Here is a 22299-nt window from a genome sequence, read left to right on the forward strand (position 1 = left end):
TTAAACAATATTTATTTGCTGGAGGTTTATTATTATGCCAATAGGATCTGTATTCAATAGTGGTGTTGAAGGGTTTAATAGAGCCAGCCAAGGAATTGAAAAAGCCAGCGCTGAGATTAATCGTGCCAGCATAGAGCAGCAAGACGACTCTCAACTAGCGCAGCAACGTCAATTAACGGCCGCTCGTCCTGAAGAAGCAGTCACCGCGCCAGTATCTCAACCTGCACGAATTGATGATGCATTAGTAAACTTAAAAGTTGAAGAGTTTAATGCTAAGGCAAACACGCAATCTATCCAAACTGCAGATGACGTATTAGGCACTTTAGTTGATATTAAAGTGTAATTTCTCATGAATATTGTCACGCCATTTCCGTCTATCAATATAAACACCGCAAATGTTTATACAGAGACTGCTCGGCGTGACAACCAGCTACGTGAAGTCATTCCCCCAGCCGCTGCAAACACTGCCGGTAGCACAGAAAACAAAGCCCAAAGTGATGCAGAAAAAGCCAAACTGCCAGGAAATAGCGACAGCTCAACCTACAATGCGAGTGGCAAAATTGCAGACGATAAAACGATTGCGCAACGCGAAGGCAATGCAGATAGCGATCAAGATGATGCCGAGCAAGAAAAACAACAAGCTGCAGAAGAAGTTAGTGAGCAAGAAGAGCTGCAACTTGAGCAAGAACTTCAACAAATTAAAGAGCTTAAAGCACGCGACACTGAAGTGCGAACACATGAGCAAGCGCATGCCGCTGTGGGTGAACAATATGCGGGCTCTCCTAGCTATGAATACCAAAGAGGCCCTGACGGTACTAACTATGCCGTAGGTGGTGAAGTACCGATAGATGTTGGGGTTATCAATGGTGACCCTCAAGCAACCATTGATAAAATGCAAACGGTACGTGCTGCAGCACTAGCGCCAGCAGAGCCTTCAGGTGCCGACAGGGCAATTGCAGCAGATGCGACTCAAAAAATAGCCGCAGCACAAGCTGAGTTAGCATCAGCGGATGACGAAGACAGCAGCGAAGGTCAAAGTAGAGTCAGTGCATCGTTTTCTAATAGTGAAAGCTCAGAAGTAAAAACCGCTAAAAGCGAAGAGCAAACGCGTGATGTCGAAGTAGAAGCACGTGCTGGTCGCATTGCTAGCTTTTACCAACTGGCCACTTCTCCTGCGACTCAAAGCCAATTCTCAGCACAAATTTAAATTAAAGCTTATATTTAATAGCCATAAAAAAACCGCCTAAGCGGTTTTTTTATTGGGTCATTTTATTTTCTCACTTTCGCATTTGCAAAGGCATCAGCAAACGCATTTCCCATCATGGCATTGCCTGTGTCGCGCTTAGGTTTGGGCGCTCGCGATTGGTTTGCATTGTTGCCACGTGGCTTTTGCGGCGCCGCAGGGGCAGCTTTATTGCTAGTGTCTATCTCGTCATCTAGGCGCATGGTAAAGCTAATGCGTTTACGGGCAGCGTCGACTTCAACCACTTTGACTTTAACAATGTCACCTGCTTTAACCACTTCTCGTGGGTCTGAAATAAACTTATTAGTAATAGCCGAAATATGCACTAGTCCATCTTGATGTACGCCAACATCCACAAATGCGCCAAAATTAGCTACGTTCGATACCACGCCTTCTAAAATCATTCCTGGTTTTAAATCACTAATTTTTTCAACGCCTGCTTTAAACTCAGCAGTTTTAAATTCAGGGCGCGGATCGCGACCCGGCTTATCAAGTTCGCTAATAATATCGGTCACGGTAGGCAGACCAAATTTATCGTCAATATAGTCATTTGCAGCGAGCTTATTTAAAAACTCTTTGTTACCAATGAGGTTATTTACGTCTACCTGATTGTGCTCACAAATACGTTTAACGATAGGGTATGCTTCAGGGTGAACTGATGAGTTGTCTAGTGGATCGCTGCCATTGTTAATGCGTAAAAAGCCGGCTGCTTGTTCAAATGCTTTTGGCCCTAAGCGCTCTACTTTTTTCAATTGACTACGTTTTGTAAATGACCCATTTGTATCACGGTAGCTTACAATATTTTGCGCTAAGGTTTTGTTTAAACCAGAAACACGTGCAAGCAAAGGTACAGAGGCCATATTTAAATCAACCCCCACACTGTTTACACAGTCTTCAACCACTGAGATTAGGCTTTGTCCTAGTTGGCTTTGTGATACATCATGTTGATATTGGCCTACACCAATAGACTTAGGCTCTATTTTAACCAGCTCAGCCAATGGATCTTGAAGGCGACGTGCAATAGATACGGCACCACGTAAAGATACATCTAAATCTGGAAATTCATTAGCAGCGAACTCAGAAGCGGAGTAAACCGAAGCGCCGGCCTCACTGACCATAATTTTATTTAGTTTAAGCTCAGTATTGGCTTTGATAAGCTCGCCAACTAGTTTATCTGATTCGCGAGAAGCGGTACCGTTACCAATCGCAATGAGCTCAACTTTATGCTGGCGACATAATTGCTCGAGCGTGCGTAATGATTTATCCCAATGATTTTGTGGTGCATGTGGGAAAATCGTTTGGGTAGCAAGCAGCTTACCTGTGCTATCAACCACGGCAATTTTACAACCGGTACGTAAACCAGGATCTAAGCCTAACGTAGTGCGAGGGCCAGCAGGAGCTGCCATTAATAAGTCTTTTAAGTTTTTAGCAAATACATCAATGGCACCGGTTTCGGCTTTTTCACGCATTGCGGCTAAAAATTCATTTTCTAAGTGTAATCCAAGCTTAATTTTCCACGCCCATTGCACCACGGTTAATAACCAAGCGCTGGCAGGTTTGTTTTTAATATCTAGGCGGTAATGATCGCTGATCATTTGTGCACACAATTGCGCTGGGTTTTCAGCGCTCGGCTCAGGATTAATAGTTAACTGTAAAACGCCTTCATTACGCGCTCTTAGCATCGCTAGTGCACGGTGCGAGGGGACTTTTTTTAACGGTTCTTGATGTTCAAAGTAGTCTCGGTATTTAGCCCCCGCTTGTTCTTGGCCATCAATAAGTTTGCTTTCAATCGCCCCATTCTGACTAATATGAGTTCTAAATTTAGCGAGTAATTTAGCGTCTTCAGCAAAGCGCTCCATCAAAATAAACTTAGCACCATCAAGCGCTGCTTTAGTATCGACAATCGCTTTTTCGCTATTAATAAATTTTACAGCCTCAGCTTCTGGGTCAAGCATTGGATCGTTAAATAATGCATCAGCTAGCTGTTCTAAACCTGCTTCAATAGCTATTTGACCTTTAGTGCGGCGTTTTGCTTTATAAGGCAAATATAAGTCTTCTAGTTCGGTTTTACTTTGTGCTGCTTTAATATCAGCCGCTAATTCACCGGTAAGTTTATTTTGAGATTCTATCGTCGACAGGATAAAGCCACGGCGCTCTTCAAGTTCACGTAAATAAGATAAACGTTGTTCTAGAAGGCGTAGTTGGGTGTCATCTAATCCACCGGTCACTTCTTTTCTGTAACGGGCAATAAAGGGGACGGTTGCGCCTTCATCAAGTAACTTTGTTGCTGCAACCACTTGTTGCTGCTGTGCATTTAGCTCAGTTGCTAAACGTGCAGAGATATCGCTCATGCAAAAACCTTTTAATACAAAAAATAAGACCAGCTAAGAAGTTAACTGATGCGTCAATGTCTTGAATAATATCACAGGGGAGGGTAATAAAAAGCTCTTAAAGCAAGCTATTTTACTTGCCTTAAGATGCCATTACCGGGGTTGGAACTATACTAATAAAAAGCGGATTTAGTGAGGGTGCTCTACACTTTCAAGTACTTCACTAAATGTGTGCGCTATTGGACTAATATGAACAGGAATTTGCAGCTTACGTGCTATATCGCGTGCTGAAATCAAACCACTTATTTCATTATTAGCTGCAGTGACTAATAAAAACATAGCGCCATGATGTTCCATAGTTTGCAGTGCATCACCAATGCATGAGTAGCTTAAGCTTTTCATACTTACACCCATTAAATTACTCAGCGGTGTCATTAAATAGCGTAAGCTAATTTCACTACGAGGCAAGCCTAAACGCTGCGCTAAAATCATGATTTTTGAGCTTTGTAAATCTGCACTTGCGACAATTCCAATTAGTTTTTGATGTTCGTCAGTCACTAAAATAAAATCAGAGCGCTGAGTATTTAACTGTTTTGATGCTTGTTCAATGGTTGTATCAAACGCTGCACGCATAGGACTGGTATGCGTAAAGCTAGTTACTATTTGTGTTGCAGGAGAAGTTAAATCAATCACAGGTTCATTAGTAAAAGTATCAGCAATAATGCCATGCGAAATGTCTTGGGTACGGAGTTCTTTAAAGTTAGACATAATATCCACCTAAATAAATTAGTTATAAAATTTAATAATGTTTAAAAGCAAGTTACTAAATTAAATAACGGGTGGCGCTCGCGGGTTTGCGTGACTGTAGGCAGTGGCTAAAAATTGACTTTCATAATGAAAGAAAAACGCTAAAGGAAGTGGTTGAATTTCTCTAAGCGCAATAACACCATCAAGAGAATCTATATCGGTGTCGAGGTTTGCTTGGTCAGGAGAGTCACAAACAATAAATTCAGCTGGGGCAAAACCAGCATCAAGTTTGTTATTTTTTGGTGCGCCATGCAATGTCAAACTCACACTCATGAAGAGTGCAAACACGAGGGCATTTTGTAATATGCGCACTGTTATGTTTGACATGGTGGTGACCTTAATTAACTACTCTCAAGTTAATACAACATTACTTGATTAACCTTAGTTATAGCTTACTCATAAAATATAAACAATAAAAAGTTAATGTGATCTGAATCAAAACTAAGCGATGCTATTTTTGGTAAGTGATGTTATTTACGTACCATTGCTTAGCGCCTTGGGGAGTCATTACCTCAAAATCATCGTCTACTTGTTTTTTTAATAACGCTCGCGCCATTGGTGAATCGATAGAAATATAATCGTTGCGATCATAAATTTCATCGGGACCGACAATTCTAAATTTTTTACACTCACCGGCCTCGTTTTCTATTTCCACCCAAGCACCAAAAAAAACTTTGCCGTCTTGTACGGGGGAGTAGTCAACAATTTTTAGATCGGGGATGCGTTTTCGTAAATAGCGTACACGACGGTCAATTTGGCGAAGCAAACGCTTGTTGTACTGATAGTCTGCGTTTTCAGAGCGATCACCTAGGCTGGCAGCCCAACTCACAATTTTAGTCACTTCTGGACGTTTTTCATTCCAAAGATGATCATGTTCTTGCTGCAATTGTAAATAACCTTCGCGAGTAATTAAGTTTGTTTTCACGCTGAGTTCTTGTTTAATCTTCATGAGTGGCAAGGTATTAAAATAAAGGCTGCTTGTCGAGATAAAACCGCTATCAATGGGTTTGAAATGTTCAGTAACAATCTAAGCGCTTAATTAGTTTTTTATTCTTAAGTTTTTCATTTATATTAACTATTAATAAATTATAAAAATAAGCAACAGATTATGGGACAAGAGACAGTAAAAGTATTGGTAGTGGATGATGATAAACGTTTACGCAGTTTGCTGGAACGCTATTTGGTAGAGCAAGGATTTATTGTCAGAACAGCTGCCGATTCAGAGCAAATGGATAGGCTAATTGAGCGTGAAAATTTTCACTTAATGGTGCTTGATTTAATGCTGCCGGGCGAAGATGGGCTCTCTATTTGCAGACGTTTACGCCAAAAAGAAAACCAAATCCCTATTGTTATGCTGACCGCCAAAGGCGATGAAGTCGATCGTATTATTGGCCTAGAACTCGGCGCTGACGACTATATTCCGAAACCGTTTAATCCTCGCGAGCTATTAGCGCGCATAAAAGCCATTTTACGTCGTCAATCAAAAGAAGTGCCAGGAGCGCCTTCAGCGCAGGAGAACTTAATTGAGTTTGGTAAATTCACCCTAAATTTAGCCACCCGTGAAATGAGTGAAGGCGATAACACGGTGTCACTCACCAGTGGTGAATTTGCAGTGTTAAAAGCGTTAGTGTCTCACCCGCGTGAGCCATTAAGTCGAGATAAATTAATGAACTTAGCTAGAGGGCGAGACTATAGTGCGCTTGAGCGCAGTATTGATGTTCAAGTATCACGCCTTCGAAGAATGATCGAAGTTGATGCTGCTAACCCTCGCTATATTCAAACGGTATGGGGCTTAGGTTACGTATTTGTTCCTGACGGTGAAAAGTAATCATTATGGGAATGTTTCCGCGTAGTGCGTTTGGAGAAACCGTATTTTTGGTTGCCGCTTTGTTGCTTATTAACCAAATTGTCTCCTACGTCACGGTCAGTTTATATGTAGTTAAACCCACCATTGAACAAGTTAATTTAATGCTGGCTAAGCAAATTAAAACTGTGTTTATTGATTGGGAAGATGGTGTTGAAGTTACCGATGAAGTCTCTGAGAAGTTTTTTGAAATAACTGGCATTGAAGTAATGACTCAGCGTGAAGCTATGCGAAATGGTTTAGGCCAAAGTCGTGAATATTCTGGGCTATCGCGTAGTATGTCTGAGCAATTAAATGGCTTTTCTCGGGTACGCATTAGTCAAACTGATCCGCTTATTTATTGGGTAGAAGCCCCGCAGGCGCCGGGTTATTGGGTCAAAGTGCCGCTCACCGGATTTAAAGAAAGTAACCTTGAGTTTTTAACCTTTTATCTTTCAAGCATCGGCTTTTTAAGTGTATTAGGAGGCTGGCTATTTGCAAGGCACTTGAACCGACCGCTAAAAGCATTACAACAAGCTGCGATAAAAGTAGGGGTGGGCGACTTTAGTACCAAGTTACAAGAGCAAGGGTCGAGTGAGGTTATTGAGGTAACACGCGCCTTTAATCAAATGTCGCGAGGTATTGCCGCCCTTGAAAACGACCGCCGATTACTTATGGCAGGTGTCTCTCATGATTTACGCACACCGCTTACGCGTATTCGTTTAGCCACAGAGATGATGGTAGATGAAGATGATTATTTACGTGAAGGCATTATTTACGATATTGAAGATATGAATGGCATTATCGATCAATTTATCGAATATTTACGCCATCATAAACGGGAAGAACAAACCTGCGAAGATATTAATGCGCTCCTAGGTGAAGTCGTACAAAGTGAGCTTAAGCATCAACGTGCGATCACGTTTAAACCGAATCCTAATATTGGAAAAATTCCCATAAGTAGTGTCGCGATTAAGCGAGTAGTGACCAATATGATAGAAAATGCACTACGCTACTCAGAGGGTGATATTGAAGTACTCAGTTACTTCAATTCCAATAAAAAGTATGTGGTTATTGCGGTCAACGATAGTGGCCCGGGTATTCCTGAGAGTGAGCTAGAGTCAGTATTTGAGCCGTTTAAACAAGGTGATGCAGCTCGCGGTAGTGAAGGTAGCGGCCTAGGCCTTGCAATTATTAAACGTATTATCGATATGCATGGCGGCAAGGTGGTGCTCTCTAATCGCCCTGAAGGTGGTTTAAGTGCGCAAATATACCTACCAATAAAGGTTACTAATCCAGGCTAATAACGCTATCTGCATGGTTGCAGATAGCGTTAATTTATTATCTAGGGTTCAGGTTAACTACTAAAGTGCTTTAAAACGAATAGCGGAGCCGCCACTGGTAGCCAGTTTTAGTGTTAGCTTATCGCTTGCGGTAACAATGCGTTTTTCAATGCTTAAATCATAAGGATTGTTCTTCCACTCTGCCTTATCACCATCACGATAAATTTGCGCTTCAAACTGTTTATCTTTATCTAAAAAGTCGAGTTTAACTTCAATGGTGCGGGCATTTTCATCGGTAACTGCACCTAAGTACCAATCGTTCCCTGAGTAGTTATCGCGCTTGCGCTCTTTGCGTGCAAATACAATAAAGTCGCCTACTTCGCCATCAAGCGCGATACTTTGCTGCCAATCGGTTGGTACGTCTTGAATAAACTGAAAAGCATCGGGTTTAGCTAAATAATTACGCGGTAAATCCGCCGCCATTTGAATTGGGCTATACATCACCACATACAATGCTAATTGCTTTGCCAGTGTTGTTTGTGGGCGATTTGTATCGTCCCCTAAGCCATTAAAGCTCATATCAAAAATACCTGGGGTAAAGTCCATTGGCCCTGCAAGCATACGGGTAAAAGCAAGCATGGGAATGTGCTCCGGTGGATTAGGTGGCGTACCCCATGCGTTAAACTCTTGTCCACGCGCACCTTCACGGGCAATCCAGTTGGGGTAAGTACGGCGCAGACCTGTGTCTTTAATTGGTTCATGGGTGTTGATGCTTAGCTTATATTTAGCGGCAAGTTTAATATTATGTAAGTATTCATTTACCATAAATTGGCCGTCATGCCATTCAAAGCGAGCAATGCCGTTTTCATCTATGCGTTTTATATTGCCACCATCGGCCACATAACCAGTTTTTATTTGGCTTACATTTGATTTTTCGTAAAGTGCAAAAGCATCTTCCATTTGGTCATGATAATTACTAACATTGCCAGAGGTTTCATGGTGACCAATTAACTGCACCCCTTTTTCTTTACCGTACTGTGTAAGCGCTGCAATATCGAAATCGTCATAAGGCTGAGTAAAGCTAAATACATCGCCATTATAAAACCAGTCGCCATCCCAGCCTGTGTTCCAACCTTCAACTAATACGCCGTCAAAGCCATACTCAGCGGCAAAGTCCATATAGTATTTAGTATTTTTTGTGGTGGCACCGTGTTTTTCTCCACTGCCCCAAGTGGTTTCATTGATGTGCATTCCCCACCAAATACCTACATATTTACCTGGTTTAACCCACGACACATCACCGAGTTTATTTGGCTCATTCAGGTTTAAAATAATATCTGAATTAACTAAGTCTATCGCTCGCTCACCTATTTGAATGGTGCGCCAAGGAGTATTGAATGCGCCTTGCTTCTTAACTGCAATGCCATCAGACCACGGTGTTAAATCGGCACTAAACGTACCTGGGCGACGCTGGTTAAGCACCATACCTGCATAATCTACCAGAGCTGCTTCATGAATGCTGACATGTACACCGTTACCATTTTTAAAGGTAAAGGGGGTATGAGCGAGTGCAGCATCTTGTAAGTCTTTAGTGTTATAGACATATTCATAACGGTTCCAACCGCGAGCAGGTATCCACCATGCAGTGGTTTTATCTTTTGCGGCAATAGCAAATTCGGTCAGTTCTTTAGTAATTTCAGTTTGTTCAAAACCGGCTTGCTTAGGGACTTCATAGCGAAAACCTACACCACTATCAAAGGCTTTAAATCGTACAGTGTATGTGCCAGCGTGGGGCGCAGGTTTATTGAAGGTAACGGCAATTTCATTGTGCTTATCAACAACGGTTTGACGCTCTCCCCAAGGTTGCTGCCATTGGCTATCGGTTTGTGAACGAGTTACTTCACTAATAACAAAGCCGTCATCAAATGGTGCTTGGCTTTTAAACCTAAAACCTAAGCGTGACTGCTCAATAACAGGCTTACCATTAAAGCTAATAGAGTAATGAGGGGATGATGATTGATCAGAAATGGTAATTTTAATTTTTTGATCAGGTGATTTCAGCGTGGCTTCTTTTGCAAAAGCACTGCTTGCAAGTAAAGCAACTAGTAGTAAAGGTAATCTCATTGTGTGTCCTTGATGTCAAACCGTAGGTTATGAGCATAAAGTGATGAACACACTATTACGAGATAGCTGCATACGTATTCAATTAATTAGCTAAAAAAGAGTGTGTTAATTAATCTGCAAAACTTTATGTAATTAGTTCTATAATAAATAAAAAGAATTTAACAAGAAGAAATATGCTGAAAATTTTACTCGCTATTTTAGGTTGTATCATTGTTTTTAAGAGTAGTGCAGCAACGGTTACTGTTTATAATAACAACCAAAAAGTTCAAGAAAATGTTGTTGTTTGGTTAGCTCCAGATCAAGCCTCTGGCGTGAATATAAATAAATCACTTTTCACTATGACACAAAAAAATCGCCAATTTACACCACATATCTTAGTCGTTGAAAAAAACAGCCAAGTTGAATTTCCTAACGCTGACTCGATAATGCATCACGTGTATTCATTTTCTAAAAGCAAAACATTTGAATTAAAGCTTTATCGAGAACAACCACAAGATCCAATTACATTTGGACAAACAGGAGTTGTGGAGCTTGGTTGTAATATTCATGATTGGATGTTGGGTTACATTGTTGTTGTGGATAGCCCATATTATGCAATCACCAATGAGCAAGGAGTAGCATCGTTCGATATCCCAAATGGAGCCTATAAACTAAATGTTTGGCATGAAGGCTTTAGAGATATTAGCAACATAGAGTCGCAAAAAGTTATTATAACTAACAATAAATTAAGTTATCAGTTAAAACAAAAACTAACTTTGCCTATTAGGGTTGAAGTTGATGAGTTTGACGATTATGAATAGTCTATTGGGCTTAGCCGTTGTTATTTGCTTGTTGAGTGTTTTTTCAGCCAACGCACAAGTTAAAGGTTTGCTGCAAGTAAGGGCAGTGCAAGCTGATTCACAACTAAGCTGGCAAGAGGGTGGAATTGGTTTATACCGCCATGATGCGGCTAATCAAGGTGTGGTTTTATCTCAGGGAATTATTGATTTAAGTGCAGATATAAGTTCTAGTTGGTCTGCCCATGCTGTAGTTAATTTATATCAAGACCCAAAAAGTACCTTGGGGGTTAGTCAGGCTTATCTGCAATATAAACCTTTAGTTCGCAGTGATTATAAATGGCATATTAAAGTGGGTGGCTTTTATCCACAATTGTCATTAGAAAACCCTGATATGGGCTGGTTATCTGCATATAACTATACCAATTCGGCAATTAACTCTTGGGTAGGTGAAGAGCTGCGAACGCTAGGTGTTGAAGCAACAATTAAACGCCCAGCCCGTAATTTTAATAGTGCCCATAGTTTTAGTTTGGTTGGTGCGACATTTAAAGGTAACGATCCTGCGGGGACATTACTCGCTTGGCGAGGCTTTGCTTTGCATGATCGCCAAACAACACTTAATGAGGCTCTCGCTTTTGCGCCTGTTGCGTCTTTAAATACTCCACAGTTACAATTTCAAGCAAACCAAGTTTTACCGTTTGAAGAGGTCGATGGGCGATTTGGTTATTACGTTGGTGGACATTGGGATTATTTAAAAAAGTCTCAGTTGCGAGTGTACTACTATGATAACAATGGTGACCCTGGCGCTCTTAATTATAATACGGGTCAATATGCCTGGGATACTCGATTTTTAAGTGTCGCATGGCTAAATAAATTTACACCGAAAACACGATTAATTATCCAAATAATGTCGGGTGGTACGGCTATGGGTCAAAACCGCGGCGTTGATACTCGATTTTATAGTCATTTTGCATTATTGAGTCATAAAATAAAACGCCACCGTTTCTCAGTACGTTACGATTATTTTGAGGTGACAGACAAAGACGATTGGAAGTTTGACCCTAATGCTAGTCATGGCGAGGGACTAACAGCAACTTGGCGTTATCAGCTTACACCACAATGGCAAATAGGTGTTGAGGGGTCAGCGCTTCATAGCCAAGCAGATAACCGAGTAGCTATGAATAAAGCATCGAGAATATCGCAGCAGCAAATAGCATTAAATGCTCAGTTTCGGTTTTAGTTGGAAGAATAACAAATTGAAACAGATAAGGACTCTTGCGAGCCCAACTTTGCATTTATGGCTTTTTATTTTTTGTCAAAAGCGCGTTTCATGTAATTAGGTGTTGCGAGTGCACCGTGATGAATGCCGCCATTGTAGTATTCACTATGCTCAGCAATTATGGCTGCGCCGTCTTCTCTAAAACCGTCAAATGCTTCAGATTTGCGAGCTAGCGTCACCGACCACAGCCCACTTGGGTAAATAGGTTGTGGGAATGGAAGAGTCTGCAAGTCGTTAAAACCAACACTTAGCATAGCTTCGCGCATTTCAACCAGAAGTGGCATATGCATTAATGGCGATTCACTTTGTTGTACGAGTATTCCACCAGGGCGAAGTGCGTTTAAACAGCTAGTATAAAACGCATGGTTAAATAAACCCTCACCAGGGCCTACCGGATCAGTTCCATCAACAATCACTACATCAATAGACTCAGCAGCTGCTTCGCGCATATATTTAATGCCATCGTCAAACATCACAGTGGCACGTGGATCGTTATTTGATTCACATAACTCTGGGAAGTACTTTAACGACATTTGGGTAACTACTTCGTCAATATCGATTTGGGTTACAGTTTCTACACTTGGGTGCTTAAGCACTTCACGTAATGTACCGCAATCGCCGCCGCCAATAATAACCACATTTTTAGGGTTTGGGTGTGCTAGTAATGCTGGGTGGCTGATCATTTCATGATAAAAAAAGTTTTCACGGCTACTCACCATAGTGCAACCATCAATGATCATTAAATTACCAAAGTCTGTGGTTTCAAACATTTCTACTTTTTGAAAAGGAGACTGTTTTTCATCTAACTTTTTGTTAATACGTAATGAAAATGCGCTGCCATCGCGGTCGCTAATTTCAGTAAACCACTTACCTTGATCTAAATTTGCCATAGTTGTTGTTACACTTTTGGTTGAGTATGAAAAAAGGAGGCAATTCTGCCAGTGCTTGGGCTATTGCTCAATCAAATTTTACTCTCTTTAGCGAATAAAGTTAGCTATAAAGAGGGGAAAGTTCAATTTTTGTTAGCTTAGCAGATAGTGACGTATTAAAATGCCCCTTTACACCTAATTTAATAAAGAAGAGTTGCCATGACTTGGGGTTTAGAAACAGCACGTGCTACATACAATGTTGCTCATTGGAGCGATGGTTATTTTGATATTAACGCACAAGGTGAATTGATAGCCTATCCGGATGGCGACCAAACAAAACCTGCCATTTCTTTAAGCCAGCTTACTGAGCAATTTAAACAGCAAGGATTAACCTTACCAGTATTGGTGCGCTTTACCGATATTTTAAAAAACCGTGTAGATACGCTCACCAATGCGTTTACTCAAGCGCGTAGCAACCGTGAATATAATGGTAAATACACCTGTGTTTACCCTATAAAAGTAAATCAACAGCGTTCTGTAGTAAGTAAGCTTTTAGCACACCCAAGTGGTTTAGTGGGGCTTGAAGCCGGTTCTAAACCTGAACTAATGGCAATTTTAGGTGTGGCAAAAGAGCCTATTACTATTGTATGTAACGGCTACAAAGACAGTGAATTTTTACGTTTAGCCTGTATTGGTCAAGCAATGGGGCACAGCGTTAAAATTGTGGTTGAAAAACTCTCTGAGCTAACCACACTGCTGGAAGAAATTGATAATTTAGGTATTGAGCCTGCTATTGGTATTCGTATTCGCTTAAATTCGGTTGGTAAAGGTAAATGGCAAAATACCGGTGGTGAAAAAGGTAAGTTTGGCTTAACTGCAGGACAAGTACTCAGTGCAGTGGAAGTGCTCAAGCAACATAACAAGTTGCATTTAATGCAGATGGTACATTTTCATATTGGTTCTCAAATTGCCAATATTCGCGATATTCATCGTGCTTTGCGCGAATGTGCTCGCCATTTTGCTGAATTAACTCAATACGGTGTACCGCTCAATACTGTTGATGTGGGTGGCGGGCTTGGCGTTGACTACGAAGGTTCAGGCTCACGTAGTGCTTGCTCAATGAACTACACAGTCGAAGAATATGCGCGTAATGTAGTAAATGCATTTGCCGAGGTGTGCGACCAACATAACTTAGCTCACCCTGCAATTATTACCGAATCTGGCCGTGCTCTTACTGCACATCATGCGGTGCTTATTACCGATGTGATTGATGTTGAAAAAGCGCCAAATCATTTAAACCCAGAACCACCTGTTAAAAACAGTGCCTTAGTATTGGATGAAATGTGGCAGTGTTTACAACGTTTGAACCCGCGTATGGCATTAGAGATTTATCATGATGCAATGCACTTATTTAGTGAAGCACACGATCAATACGTGCATGGTTTAGTGAGCATGCTAGAGTGGGCGAAAATAGAGCAGCTTTACTTTACTATTTTACATCGCGTTCGAGCTTCATTAAGCTCTAATGCACGAGCTCACCGCGAAGTGCTGGATGATTTAAACGAAAAACTAGCCGATAAACTGTTTGTGAATTTTTCATTATTTCAGTCGTTACCCGATGTGTGGGGCATTCAGCAGTTATTTCCGGTTATGCCCATCGAAAACCTAACGCAGCCGCTTACTCAGCGCGCTATTATCCAAGACATTACTTGTGATTCTGACGGGCAAATACGTGAGTACGTTGAAGGTGCAGGAATTGAAACCAGTTTACCTATTCCTGAATATACACAAGGTCAGCAGTATCATATTGCGATGTTTATGGTAGGGGCATACCAAGAGATTTTAGGTGACTTACATAACCTATTTGGTGATACCGATTCAGTTCATGTTGAGCTTAATGAGCAAGGATATGTATTAACCAATGCCATTAAAGGTGACAGCGTTAAGGATGTATTAAAATTTGTTGATTATGATAGCGAATTATTAGCTGATAACTTTGCCACTCAGATTAATAAACTTGATGTATCAGAGCACTGTAAAGAAGGTTACTTAGCCGAGCTTAATGCAGGGCTTGAAGGCTACACCTATTTTGAAGATTAATTTAGTTGCATAGTTAAGCGCGGTCATTTGTGGCTGCGCGATGTTTAAAGGAATAGAAGTAATGTCAGTTATTCGCAGTGTATTTAGTATTTTCTTTTACACAATAAACACTCTTTTTTGGTTTGTACCTATTTTTATTTGTGGCATCGTTAAGCTAATCCCAATTAAGGGGCTGCAAAAATTAATGAGCTGGACAGCCAAGCAATGTGCCTCTATTTGGGTGACGTTTAACACGCTAAATCAAACGTTATTAACGCCAACAAAGCTAAATGTAACCGACCTTGAAGAGCTTAAATTAAAAGATTGGTACCTAGTTATTGCGAACCACCAAAGCTGGGTGGATATTTTAGTGTTACAACGAGTGTTCAACCGCAAAATACCTTTTTTAAACTTCTTTTTGAAAAAAGAGCTTATTTATGTGCCTGTTTTAGGTTTATGTTGGTGGGCGCTCGACTTTCCTTTTATGACCCGCACCAGTAAAAGCCAATTAAAAAAGAACCCTAAATTGCGTGGTAAAGATTTAGAAACGACCCGTAAAGCGTGTGAAAAATTTAAAGAAATGCCAGTCAGTGTGGTTAACTTTGTTGAAGGTACGCGTTTTACAGCGCAAAAGCATGCGCGTCAAAATAGTCCGTTTCCTCACTTACTTAAACCTAAGGCGGGTGGTGTGGCGTTTGTAATGCAAGCCATGGGTGAGCAAATTTCTAAGGTGGTAAATGTCACTATTCATTACCCTGAGGGCATTCCTACTTTTATGGATTTTGCAGCCGGTAAAGTAAAACACATTGATGTACATGTTGAAGTCAAAGGCGTTAGTGATGACTTAATTGGTGATTACACTAATGATCCTGACTTTAGAGTACGTTTTCAAACTGAATTAAATAGTGTCTGGGAAGAAAAAAACCAGACGCTCGTTAATTTCAAACAAAAATAAAAAATGAGCTAACAGTTATGCTAAAAAAATGGTTACCTAATTGGTTAAATGGCTTAATTGTTGGCTGTGTTTTATTTGCTAATTTAATAATATTTGGCGCATTAGTACTTATCCTAGGATTAGTTAAATTAGTTTTGCCCATACCCGTAGTAAGTAAATTATTACACGGTGCGTACAAGGGGTGGTGTAAAGGTAATCGCTTAGGGCTGTGGCTAGGCTGTAATGATATTAAAGTTAATATTAGTGGGGAGGTGAATGCCAATAGTTGGTATTTGCTAATCAGTAATCATATTAGCTGGCTTGATATTGCGGTATTAAGCTCGTTAAATGCATTACCAGCTCCTAAGTTTTTTTTAAAAGATGAGCTTAAGTACGTGCCATTTATAGGCACTGGTGCGTGGGCAATGGGTATGCCCTTTATGAAGCGGGTGAGCAAAGCGCAATTGGCAAAAAATCCCAATTTAAAAGGCCTAGATGTCGAGCGTACTAAGCGCAGTTGCCGTAATTTTCGTCATCACCCTACAACCATAGTGAACTTTGTAGAAGGTACGCGTTTTACAGCGCAAAAGCACCAGCATCAACAAAGTCCTTTTCAGCATTTATTAAAGCCTAAAGCTGGTGGAACTGCTTTTGCCTTAGAAGTTTTAAATGAGCAGTTTGACGCTATGCTTAACACCAGTTTAGTGTATAGCGGTAAATCAGATCATGTGTGTCGTAATATTTTAAAAGGCGAGCTAGAGTCTATTAATATTACCATTGAGGTGATGCCAATAAATACACAGATGATTGGCAGTTACCAAACAGATCAAGTATTTAGAGCCGAGTTTCAGCAATACTTAAATAACTTATGGACAATAAAAGATAAGCAATTAAGCGCTATTCATATTCAGCAAGCTAGTACTGAATTAACTCCCAGTAAGGAAATTGAAATACCATGACCAAAACACACCTACAGGAGCTAATTACTCCTTGGTTTGAAAAAGTCCCCGATGCTTTTTTTCTCAGTGCCATCACGGCCTCATCGATTGGCATTCTCTCGCTATTATTTGTTTACTTATTTACTCGCCGCTTAATGTTACCAGGTATTCAAAAGGTGGTGACTAAACTCTCGCCTGAGCGTATTGGTTCATTGTCACCTATGTTGACCAAGCTCAATAAACGAATTGCCTGTTTGCTATGTTGTGTCCTTTTTTTAGCCACATTTGATAGCGTTTATCCCGTTAATGCAATTGCCCAAGAGATCCTTAAAACCATTGGCCAAGCATTATTAATTATCTATATTGGTTTTATTATTAGCAGTATTGTTAGTGTTGCCGGGGGTATTTATAACCAATTAGATTTTGCCCGGGAAGTGCCTATTCAAGGGTTAATTCAGGTGGTTAAACTGATCACCTTTATTGTCTGTTCAATATTAATAGTTAGTATTGTGCTTGAAAAGTCGCCTACTTATATACTATCGGGCTTTGGTGCGATTGCAGCGGTAACGCTATTAGTATTTAAAGACACCATATTAGGCTTTGTTGCCAGCATTCAAATTGCTGCTAACCGCTTAGTGACCTATGGGGACTGGATCCAAGTAGACAACTATGGTGCCGATGGCGAAGTGATTGATTTAGGGCTAAATACTGTAAAAGTGCGCAACTGGGACAACACCATAACGACTATACCCACTTATATGCTAGTGGCCGGTTCATTTAAAAACTGGCGTGGTATGCAAGAATCTGGTGGGCGACGTATTAAACGTTCTTTAAACATTGATATGAACAGCATCTTTTTAGTTGATGATGATTTTAAAGCGCAAATAGAAGCGGCTATTCCACTGCAAGAATATATTCGACTAGGCACGCTTCCCGATCCTGTGTCGAACTTAGGGTTGTTTCGTCGCTATGCAGAGGGTTACTTAAAACAGCACAGTAAAATCAATACCTCGCTCACACTTATGGTGCGTGAGCTACAACCACTTAATCATGGCTTACCGATTGAGTTTTACTGCTTTAGTGAAGACAAACGTTGGATATCGTACGAGCACTTACAAGCTGAAATTATGGACCATTTACTAGCTGTATTACCGGTGTTTGGACTGCGTGCTTACCAAAGCGTCAGTGGACAGTTAAGCCCAGCTGACGGGGTCAATATGGCGGGTAAACCCAGTATTAAAGTGCCCAATAATGCTGTCCAAGGCCAACGCCAATAAAGAGCAATAATAGCCACCAAATAGGTGGCTTTTTCATACGTAGCCACGCAAATGCAGCAATCACTAACGCAATATGCCACACATTATTAATAGCTGAAGTCCAAATGGGCGAATACAATGCAGCAGCTAAAAAGCCAACCACAGCGGCATTAAGCGCAGCAATTGAGCTGGCAAAGCGTGGCTTACTAGCTAAGTTAATCCAGCTTTTTTGAAATGCCAACATCAGTAAAAACCCAGGGGTAAATATCAATAATGTCGCTATGGTTGCGCCTATTATTGGTTGCTCGGTGTTTAGCTGCGCGCCTAAGTAGGTGGCTATGGTAAACATAGGCCCAGGTATAGCCTGAGCACTGGCGTAAGCCGTTAAAAACTGATCATCACTTAAGGTTGGCACACCCGCTTGAAGTACTGGCAACACAACATGTCCGCCACCAAATACCATAGCACCGGCTTGGTAAAAAGGCGCAAATAACGAAAATTCTTGCCCTATTGGAATAAAGCTAACCCCAAGTAGTAGCGCAAATAAACTAAGTGCAACCCAGTTAACTTTTCCCTGTTCACTGCTAGTTTGCTGTGATAAATCACTTAATTGTAAGAGTGGCCAGATAGCGCCGACTATGGCCGCAATAAGTAAAATAATAATTTGTGTACCTAACATCGGCAGTAGAATAAGAGCTAGGGTGCTTATAACTGCAATTAGCTTAAGGATTAGGTTACTGCAAAAGCTTTTGGTCATACTAAGGGTCGCATCGGCAACAATGACTACGGCAAAGAGCTTTAATCCGGTGATCACAGCAAAATAAACGGCGTCAAATTGGTGAGCACTAATAGCAAGCAGTGTCATAATTAAAAAAGAAGGCAGAGTAAAACCAATAAATGCGGTGATACCTCCAAGTACACCTGCACGTTCTACCCCGATTGCAAAGCTAACTTGGCTAGAGCCTGGGCCTGGCAGAGCTTGGCTTAGGCTAATTAGTTGTGAATAGCGACTGATACTCAACCAGCGCAGCGAATCAACAAAGTGGTGTTTAAAGTAACCTAAATGCGCAGCAGGGCCGCCAAAACTCATGCAGCCAAGCAAAAAAAACTGCCTAAAAATCGCAATTAACATAGTGGCCATCGCCTTTTTTATAAATCATTAAAGTGTCACAAATAAGTATGACATTTTTATGAAACGCTATCATTAGTTCGGTATTTAATAGGCAATAATAGCTGTTTTACGTTACTCTTCATTGTTGGTTCATACATATGTTTGCATAATTAAATTAATAAACTCTAAATGAATAGGAAATCACCATGACGTTAACTAAATCACTTTTAAGTGTCACTGTAGTTGCTGTATTACTTTCTGGTTGTGAAATGAATAACACAGGTAAAGGCGCCGCTATTGGTGCTGCAGCAGGGGGAATTTTAGGTAAAGCTACAGGTAACCACAAAGATAAACGTATTTTTATTGGTGCGGCTATTGGTGCGCTAGCGGGTGCTGCTGTAGGTGATTACATGGATAAGCAAGAAGCTGCTTTTCGTGATGAACTAGCAGGTTCGGGAGTTGAAGTGGTACGTGAAGGTGATAACTTACGTTTAGTGATGCCCTCTAATATTACGTTTGCGACTGATCAATCTTATATTTCATCGGGCTTTCATGACACTCTAAATGCGATTGCAAGTGTAATGAATAAATACGAAAAAACCTACTTAAGTGTTGAAGGTCATACAGATAGCACTGGCAAAGACAGTTACAACATGACTCTTTCAGAGCAGCGAGCACAAAGTGTAAAAAATTACTTGGTAAACCAACAAATTATGGCTGCACGAGTAAGTACGAGTGGCTTTGGTGAATCACGCCCAATTGCTACTAACGATACCGCGAATGGTCGTGCGCAAAACCGCCGAGTAGAAATTCAAATAGTACCTAATACACAAGGTTAATAACTAAAACTGCACAAATGCGTGGTTTTGTTTATTTAAATGGCACTTTTGCCTGCGTTAGCTGTCACAAATAGTTCTTCGGTAAGGACATATTTATGGCAGCCTGGCGCACGGCAATTATTTTATCAGTATGCTTACACGGATTAGTTTTGCTTTTTGTTGCCACATTAAAAGCACCTGACATAAAACCACAGCAGCCAACCCCAATTAAAGCGTATATGGTACGTGTGCCGGCTAAAATTAAAGCAACACAAAAAATCCCTCAACAACGCGCTCATACAAATAAAAATACAGAAATCAAATCTATTGAGCCTATTAATGCAACCCAATCAAAACCACTAAATATTAATTATAAAAAAACAGAGAAAAAGACTAAGCCGCTAAATACCACCATGAACAATACTCAGCCTGTAATTTTAAAGCCTTATAAAAAGATCGATTTAAACAAAGGACTCAACAGTATTTTACAGCAACAAACTCGCTATTCTGATACTGCAAAAAGTGACCCTCAGAAAAAGCGTTTTACAGTCCCAAAAGAGCATGCAGGCAAGGTAAAGCCACTATTAAAAATAGAGCAGCAAAATATGCAATTTACCACTTATCGACGAGGTGATAGCTGTTTTAGAAAGGTATCCGTTGGTGCTGGGGTTATGCCAAAAAATGATTTGCCCGATAGTTACATAGCTGGTGTAAAGTGCGATAAAACTAAGCTAGCTGAGGCTTACGATACCGCAATGAATAAATGGCTTGAAAAGAAGTAGCGACTAAAATGCAATCAATCTAAATTAAACTGTAATTCACATAGCTTTTGATACAAAGGGTTACTTGCCATTAATTGCTGATGAGTGCCTGTGGCTTTTATTTCGCCATTTTCCATTACTACAATCATATCGGCATGTTTTACCGTGGCCAGTCTATGGGCAATAATCAGCGTTGTTCTATTTTGCATTAAGTGCTCAAGTGCAGCCTGAACATGATGCTCGCTTTGCGCATCAAGCGCGCTGGTAGCCTCATCAAGTAGCAGTATTTCTGGGTCTTTTAAAATGGCGCGAGCAAGAACAATACGCTGCTTTTGCCCACCCGAAAGCCTAACACCTTGCTCACCTAAAAAGCTGTTATAGCCTTGTGGTAATTGTTTTATAAATTCATCGGCATGGGCATGTTTAGCGGCTGCATAAACTTGCTCGTCACTGGCGCTTGGGTTGCCATAGCGAATGTTATGCATAACATCAGAGCTAAATAAAATCGGGTTTTGCGCCACCATGCCCATTTTGTTGCGTAAGGTGTTTAACGACAACTGTTTAATATTTATATTATGAAACTTAATCGCTCCGCCGGCAGGGTCATAAAAACGCTGTAACAGTTCAAACAAGGTGGTTTTACCGGCACCGGAAGGGCCAACAATAGCCACAGTTTTACCTGTTTCAATATTTAAGCTGATATTATTTAATGCGCTTACATCTGGGCGAGAAGGGTAATTAAAACTAATACCTTCAAGAGAAATTGCACTGTTGCTGGTAGTTGTATGTAACTGCTCATCTAGTGGAATTTCGGGATTTTGTATTTTACTTTCAACTGCGAGCAGTTCGAGCAATCTTGCTGCGGCTCCTGCGGCGCGTTGTAATTCACCGTAAACCTCTGCAACGGTGGCAACCGACATGGCCACCATAATGGCATAAAATACAAACGCGCCAAGTTCACCGCCCGTCATAGTGCCAGCTAGCACATCACTACCGCCTACCCAGAGCATGGCACTAATAGCACTAAAGGTAAGAAAAATTACTGCTGCAATTAAAAATGAACGTTGTTTAATTCGGCTTTTGGCAACATTAAAGGCTTTTTCTGTTTCAAGTGCAAAAGCAGATTGCTCTTGTTGTTCATGGCTATAACTCTGTACCACTTTTATGTTTTGAATGATCTCACCCGCGTAGGTGCTTATATCGGCAATCGCATCTTGGCTGGAGCTTGCTAGTTTGCGTACCTTTTTACCAAAAACCAACATAGGCACCAATACTAAAGGGACGCAGGCCACGACGACCAAGGTAAGCTTTAAATTAGTAACAAGCAGCATAATTAAACCACCAACTAACATTAGCGCGCTTCGCAGTGCCATAGAAAATGACGATCCAATAATAGATTGTAGTAATGTGGTGTCGGTGGTGAGTCGCGACATTAGCTCGCCGCTGCGGTTTTCTTCAAAATAACTCGGGTGCAAAGTAACAATACGATTGAATACAGCTTTTCTAATGTCATTACTGACTCGCTCGCCAATCCACGACATTAAATAAAATCGGCTGAATGTACCCAGCGCCAATAAACTGATCAAACCAATTAATACCAAAACAGCTTGTTGTAATTGCGCTTGCGAGCCGGCAATAAAGCCATGGTCAATCACAAACTTAACGCCTTGGCCTAGCGATAAATTAACCCCTGCGGTGGCAAGTAATGCCACTAGAGCCCCTAAAACTACCCACTTATAGGGCTTAATAAAATTAAATATGGGGAATAAAGCGCTAAAAGCGGCTTTATCTGAAGCAGGCTTGTCTGTTGGCATAGTAGATTCTTATTGGTGATTAATGTATAGATAT

At 40.8% G+C, this 22299-nt stretch carries 20 protein-coding genes; 12 read left to right on the plus strand and 8 right to left on the minus strand.

Annotated elements, in window-relative coordinates; genetic code table 11:
* Positions 1-34 precede the first annotated feature (34 nt).
* Entirely contained in the window at positions 35-343 is a 309-nt protein-coding gene (locus BW139_RS10565) for a hypothetical protein (protein ID WP_008112879.1), read from the plus strand.
* A 6-nt stretch (positions 344-349) separates the two neighbouring features.
* Positions 350-1207 (plus strand): putative metalloprotease CJM1_0395 family protein, encoded by an 858-nt coding sequence (locus BW139_RS10570; RefSeq protein WP_076919613.1) that lies wholly within the window; start codon positions 350-352, stop codon positions 1205-1207.
* Positions 1208-1269: 62 nt separating this feature from the next.
* Here the strand turns inward: BW139_RS10570 and BW139_RS10575 are convergent, their stop codons facing one another.
* The 4 genes from BW139_RS10575 to greB form a co-directional block, all read right to left on the minus strand.
* Positions 1270-3594, minus strand: a complete 2325-nt coding sequence (locus BW139_RS10575) for a Tex family protein (protein WP_076919614.1) — start codon at positions 3592-3594, stop codon at positions 1270-1272.
* A 168-nt stretch (positions 3595-3762) separates the two neighbouring features.
* Positions 3763-4341, minus strand: a complete 579-nt coding sequence (locus tag BW139_RS10580) for a CBS domain-containing protein (protein WP_076919615.1) — start codon at positions 4339-4341, stop codon at positions 3763-3765.
* A gap of 60 nt (positions 4342-4401) precedes the next feature.
* Complete coding sequence (locus tag BW139_RS10585) at positions 4402-4707, minus strand: hypothetical protein (protein WP_076919616.1); 306 nt, start codon at positions 4705-4707, stop codon at positions 4402-4404.
* 124 nt (positions 4708-4831) lie between these two features.
* Positions 4832-5305 carry a transcription elongation factor GreB gene (greB, locus tag BW139_RS10590; protein ID WP_076919647.1) on the minus strand — a complete coding sequence of 158 codons (474 nt, stop codon included), beginning with the start codon at positions 5303-5305 and terminating at the stop codon, positions 4832-4834.
* A 183-nt stretch (positions 5306-5488) separates the two neighbouring features.
* Between greB and ompR the strand changes: the two genes are divergently transcribed.
* Together ompR and envZ are read left to right on the plus strand one after the other, a co-directional pair.
* Positions 5489-6208, plus strand: a complete 720-nt coding sequence (gene ompR / locus BW139_RS10595) for a two-component system response regulator OmpR (RefSeq protein WP_076919617.1) — start codon at positions 5489-5491, stop codon at positions 6206-6208.
* 5 nt (positions 6209-6213) lie between these two features.
* Complete coding sequence (gene envZ, locus BW139_RS10600; protein ID WP_076919618.1) at positions 6214-7527, plus strand: two-component system sensor histidine kinase EnvZ; 1314 nt, start codon at positions 6214-6216, stop codon at positions 7525-7527.
* Positions 7528-7587: 60 nt separating this feature from the next.
* Here envZ and BW139_RS10605 read toward each other — a convergent pair whose 3' ends face one another.
* Positions 7588-9630 (minus strand): glycoside hydrolase family 97 protein, encoded by a 2043-nt coding sequence (locus tag BW139_RS10605; protein ID WP_076919619.1) that lies wholly within the window; start codon positions 9628-9630, stop codon positions 7588-7590.
* Positions 9631-9803: 173 nt separating this feature from the next.
* On the opposite strand from BW139_RS10605, the gene BW139_RS10610 reads away from it, so the two are divergent.
* Together BW139_RS10610 and BW139_RS10615 are read left to right on the plus strand one after the other, a co-directional pair.
* Positions 9804-10430, plus strand: a complete 627-nt coding sequence (locus BW139_RS10610; RefSeq protein ID WP_008466697.1) for a methylamine utilization protein — start codon at positions 9804-9806, stop codon at positions 10428-10430.
* Entirely contained in the window at positions 10408-11646 is a 1239-nt protein-coding gene (locus tag BW139_RS10615; protein WP_010392442.1) for a hypothetical protein, read from the plus strand. The genes BW139_RS10610 and BW139_RS10615 overlap by 23 nt, the downstream gene beginning before the upstream one ends.
* A 65-nt stretch (positions 11647-11711) precedes the next feature.
* Here BW139_RS10615 and speE read toward each other — a convergent pair whose 3' ends face one another.
* Positions 11712-12575, minus strand: a complete 864-nt coding sequence (speE, locus tag BW139_RS10620) for a polyamine aminopropyltransferase (protein WP_076919620.1) — start codon at positions 12573-12575, stop codon at positions 11712-11714.
* Positions 12576-12773: 198 nt separating this feature from the next.
* Here speE and speA point away from each other — a divergent pair, with 198 nt between their 5' ends.
* From speA to BW139_RS10640, 4 genes are all read left to right on the plus strand, one after another.
* Positions 12774-14654 (plus strand): biosynthetic arginine decarboxylase, encoded by a 1881-nt coding sequence (gene speA / locus BW139_RS10625; RefSeq protein WP_076919621.1) that lies wholly within the window; start codon positions 12774-12776, stop codon positions 14652-14654.
* Positions 14655-14715: 61 nt separating this feature from the next.
* Positions 14716-15588 (plus strand): acyltransferase, encoded by an 873-nt coding sequence (locus BW139_RS10630; RefSeq protein WP_076919622.1) that lies wholly within the window; start codon positions 14716-14718, stop codon positions 15586-15588.
* A gap of 17 nt (positions 15589-15605) precedes the next feature.
* A complete protein-coding gene (locus BW139_RS10635; protein ID WP_076919623.1) occupies positions 15606-16526 on the plus strand; it encodes an acetyltransferase in 921 nt (306 codons plus the stop codon).
* Positions 16523-17782, plus strand: a complete 1260-nt coding sequence (locus BW139_RS10640; protein ID WP_076919624.1) for a mechanosensitive ion channel family protein — start codon at positions 16523-16525, stop codon at positions 17780-17782. Before BW139_RS10635 ends, BW139_RS10640 begins: the two co-directional genes overlap by 4 nt.
* Here BW139_RS10640 and chrA read toward each other — a convergent pair.
* Positions 17742-18893 carry a chromate efflux transporter gene (chrA, locus tag BW139_RS10645; RefSeq protein ID WP_076919625.1) on the minus strand — a complete coding sequence of 384 codons (1152 nt, stop codon included), beginning with the start codon at positions 18891-18893 and terminating at the stop codon, positions 17742-17744. The genes BW139_RS10640 and chrA overlap by 41 nt on opposite strands.
* 185 nt (positions 18894-19078) lie before the next feature.
* On the opposite strand from chrA, the gene BW139_RS10650 reads away from it, so the two are divergent.
* Both BW139_RS10650 and BW139_RS10655 read left to right on the plus strand, forming a co-directional pair.
* Positions 19079-19711, plus strand: a complete 633-nt coding sequence (locus tag BW139_RS10650; RefSeq protein WP_076919626.1) for an OmpA family protein — start codon at positions 19079-19081, stop codon at positions 19709-19711.
* A 95-nt stretch (positions 19712-19806) separates the two neighbouring features.
* Positions 19807-20472, plus strand: coding sequence for a hypothetical protein (locus BW139_RS10655; RefSeq protein WP_076919627.1), 666 nt, complete (start codon positions 19807-19809; stop codon positions 20470-20472).
* 14 nt (positions 20473-20486) lie between these two features.
* Here BW139_RS10655 and BW139_RS10660 read toward each other — a convergent pair whose 3' ends face one another.
* Entirely contained in the window at positions 20487-22265 is a 1779-nt protein-coding gene (locus BW139_RS10660; protein WP_076919628.1) for an ABC transporter transmembrane domain-containing protein, read from the minus strand.
* Positions 22266-22299: the final 34 nt, after the last annotated feature.

It is taken from the genome of Pseudoalteromonas sp. SK18 (genome assembly GCF_001974855.1).
Taxonomy (GTDB): Bacteria; Pseudomonadota; Gammaproteobacteria; order Enterobacterales; family Alteromonadaceae; genus Pseudoalteromonas.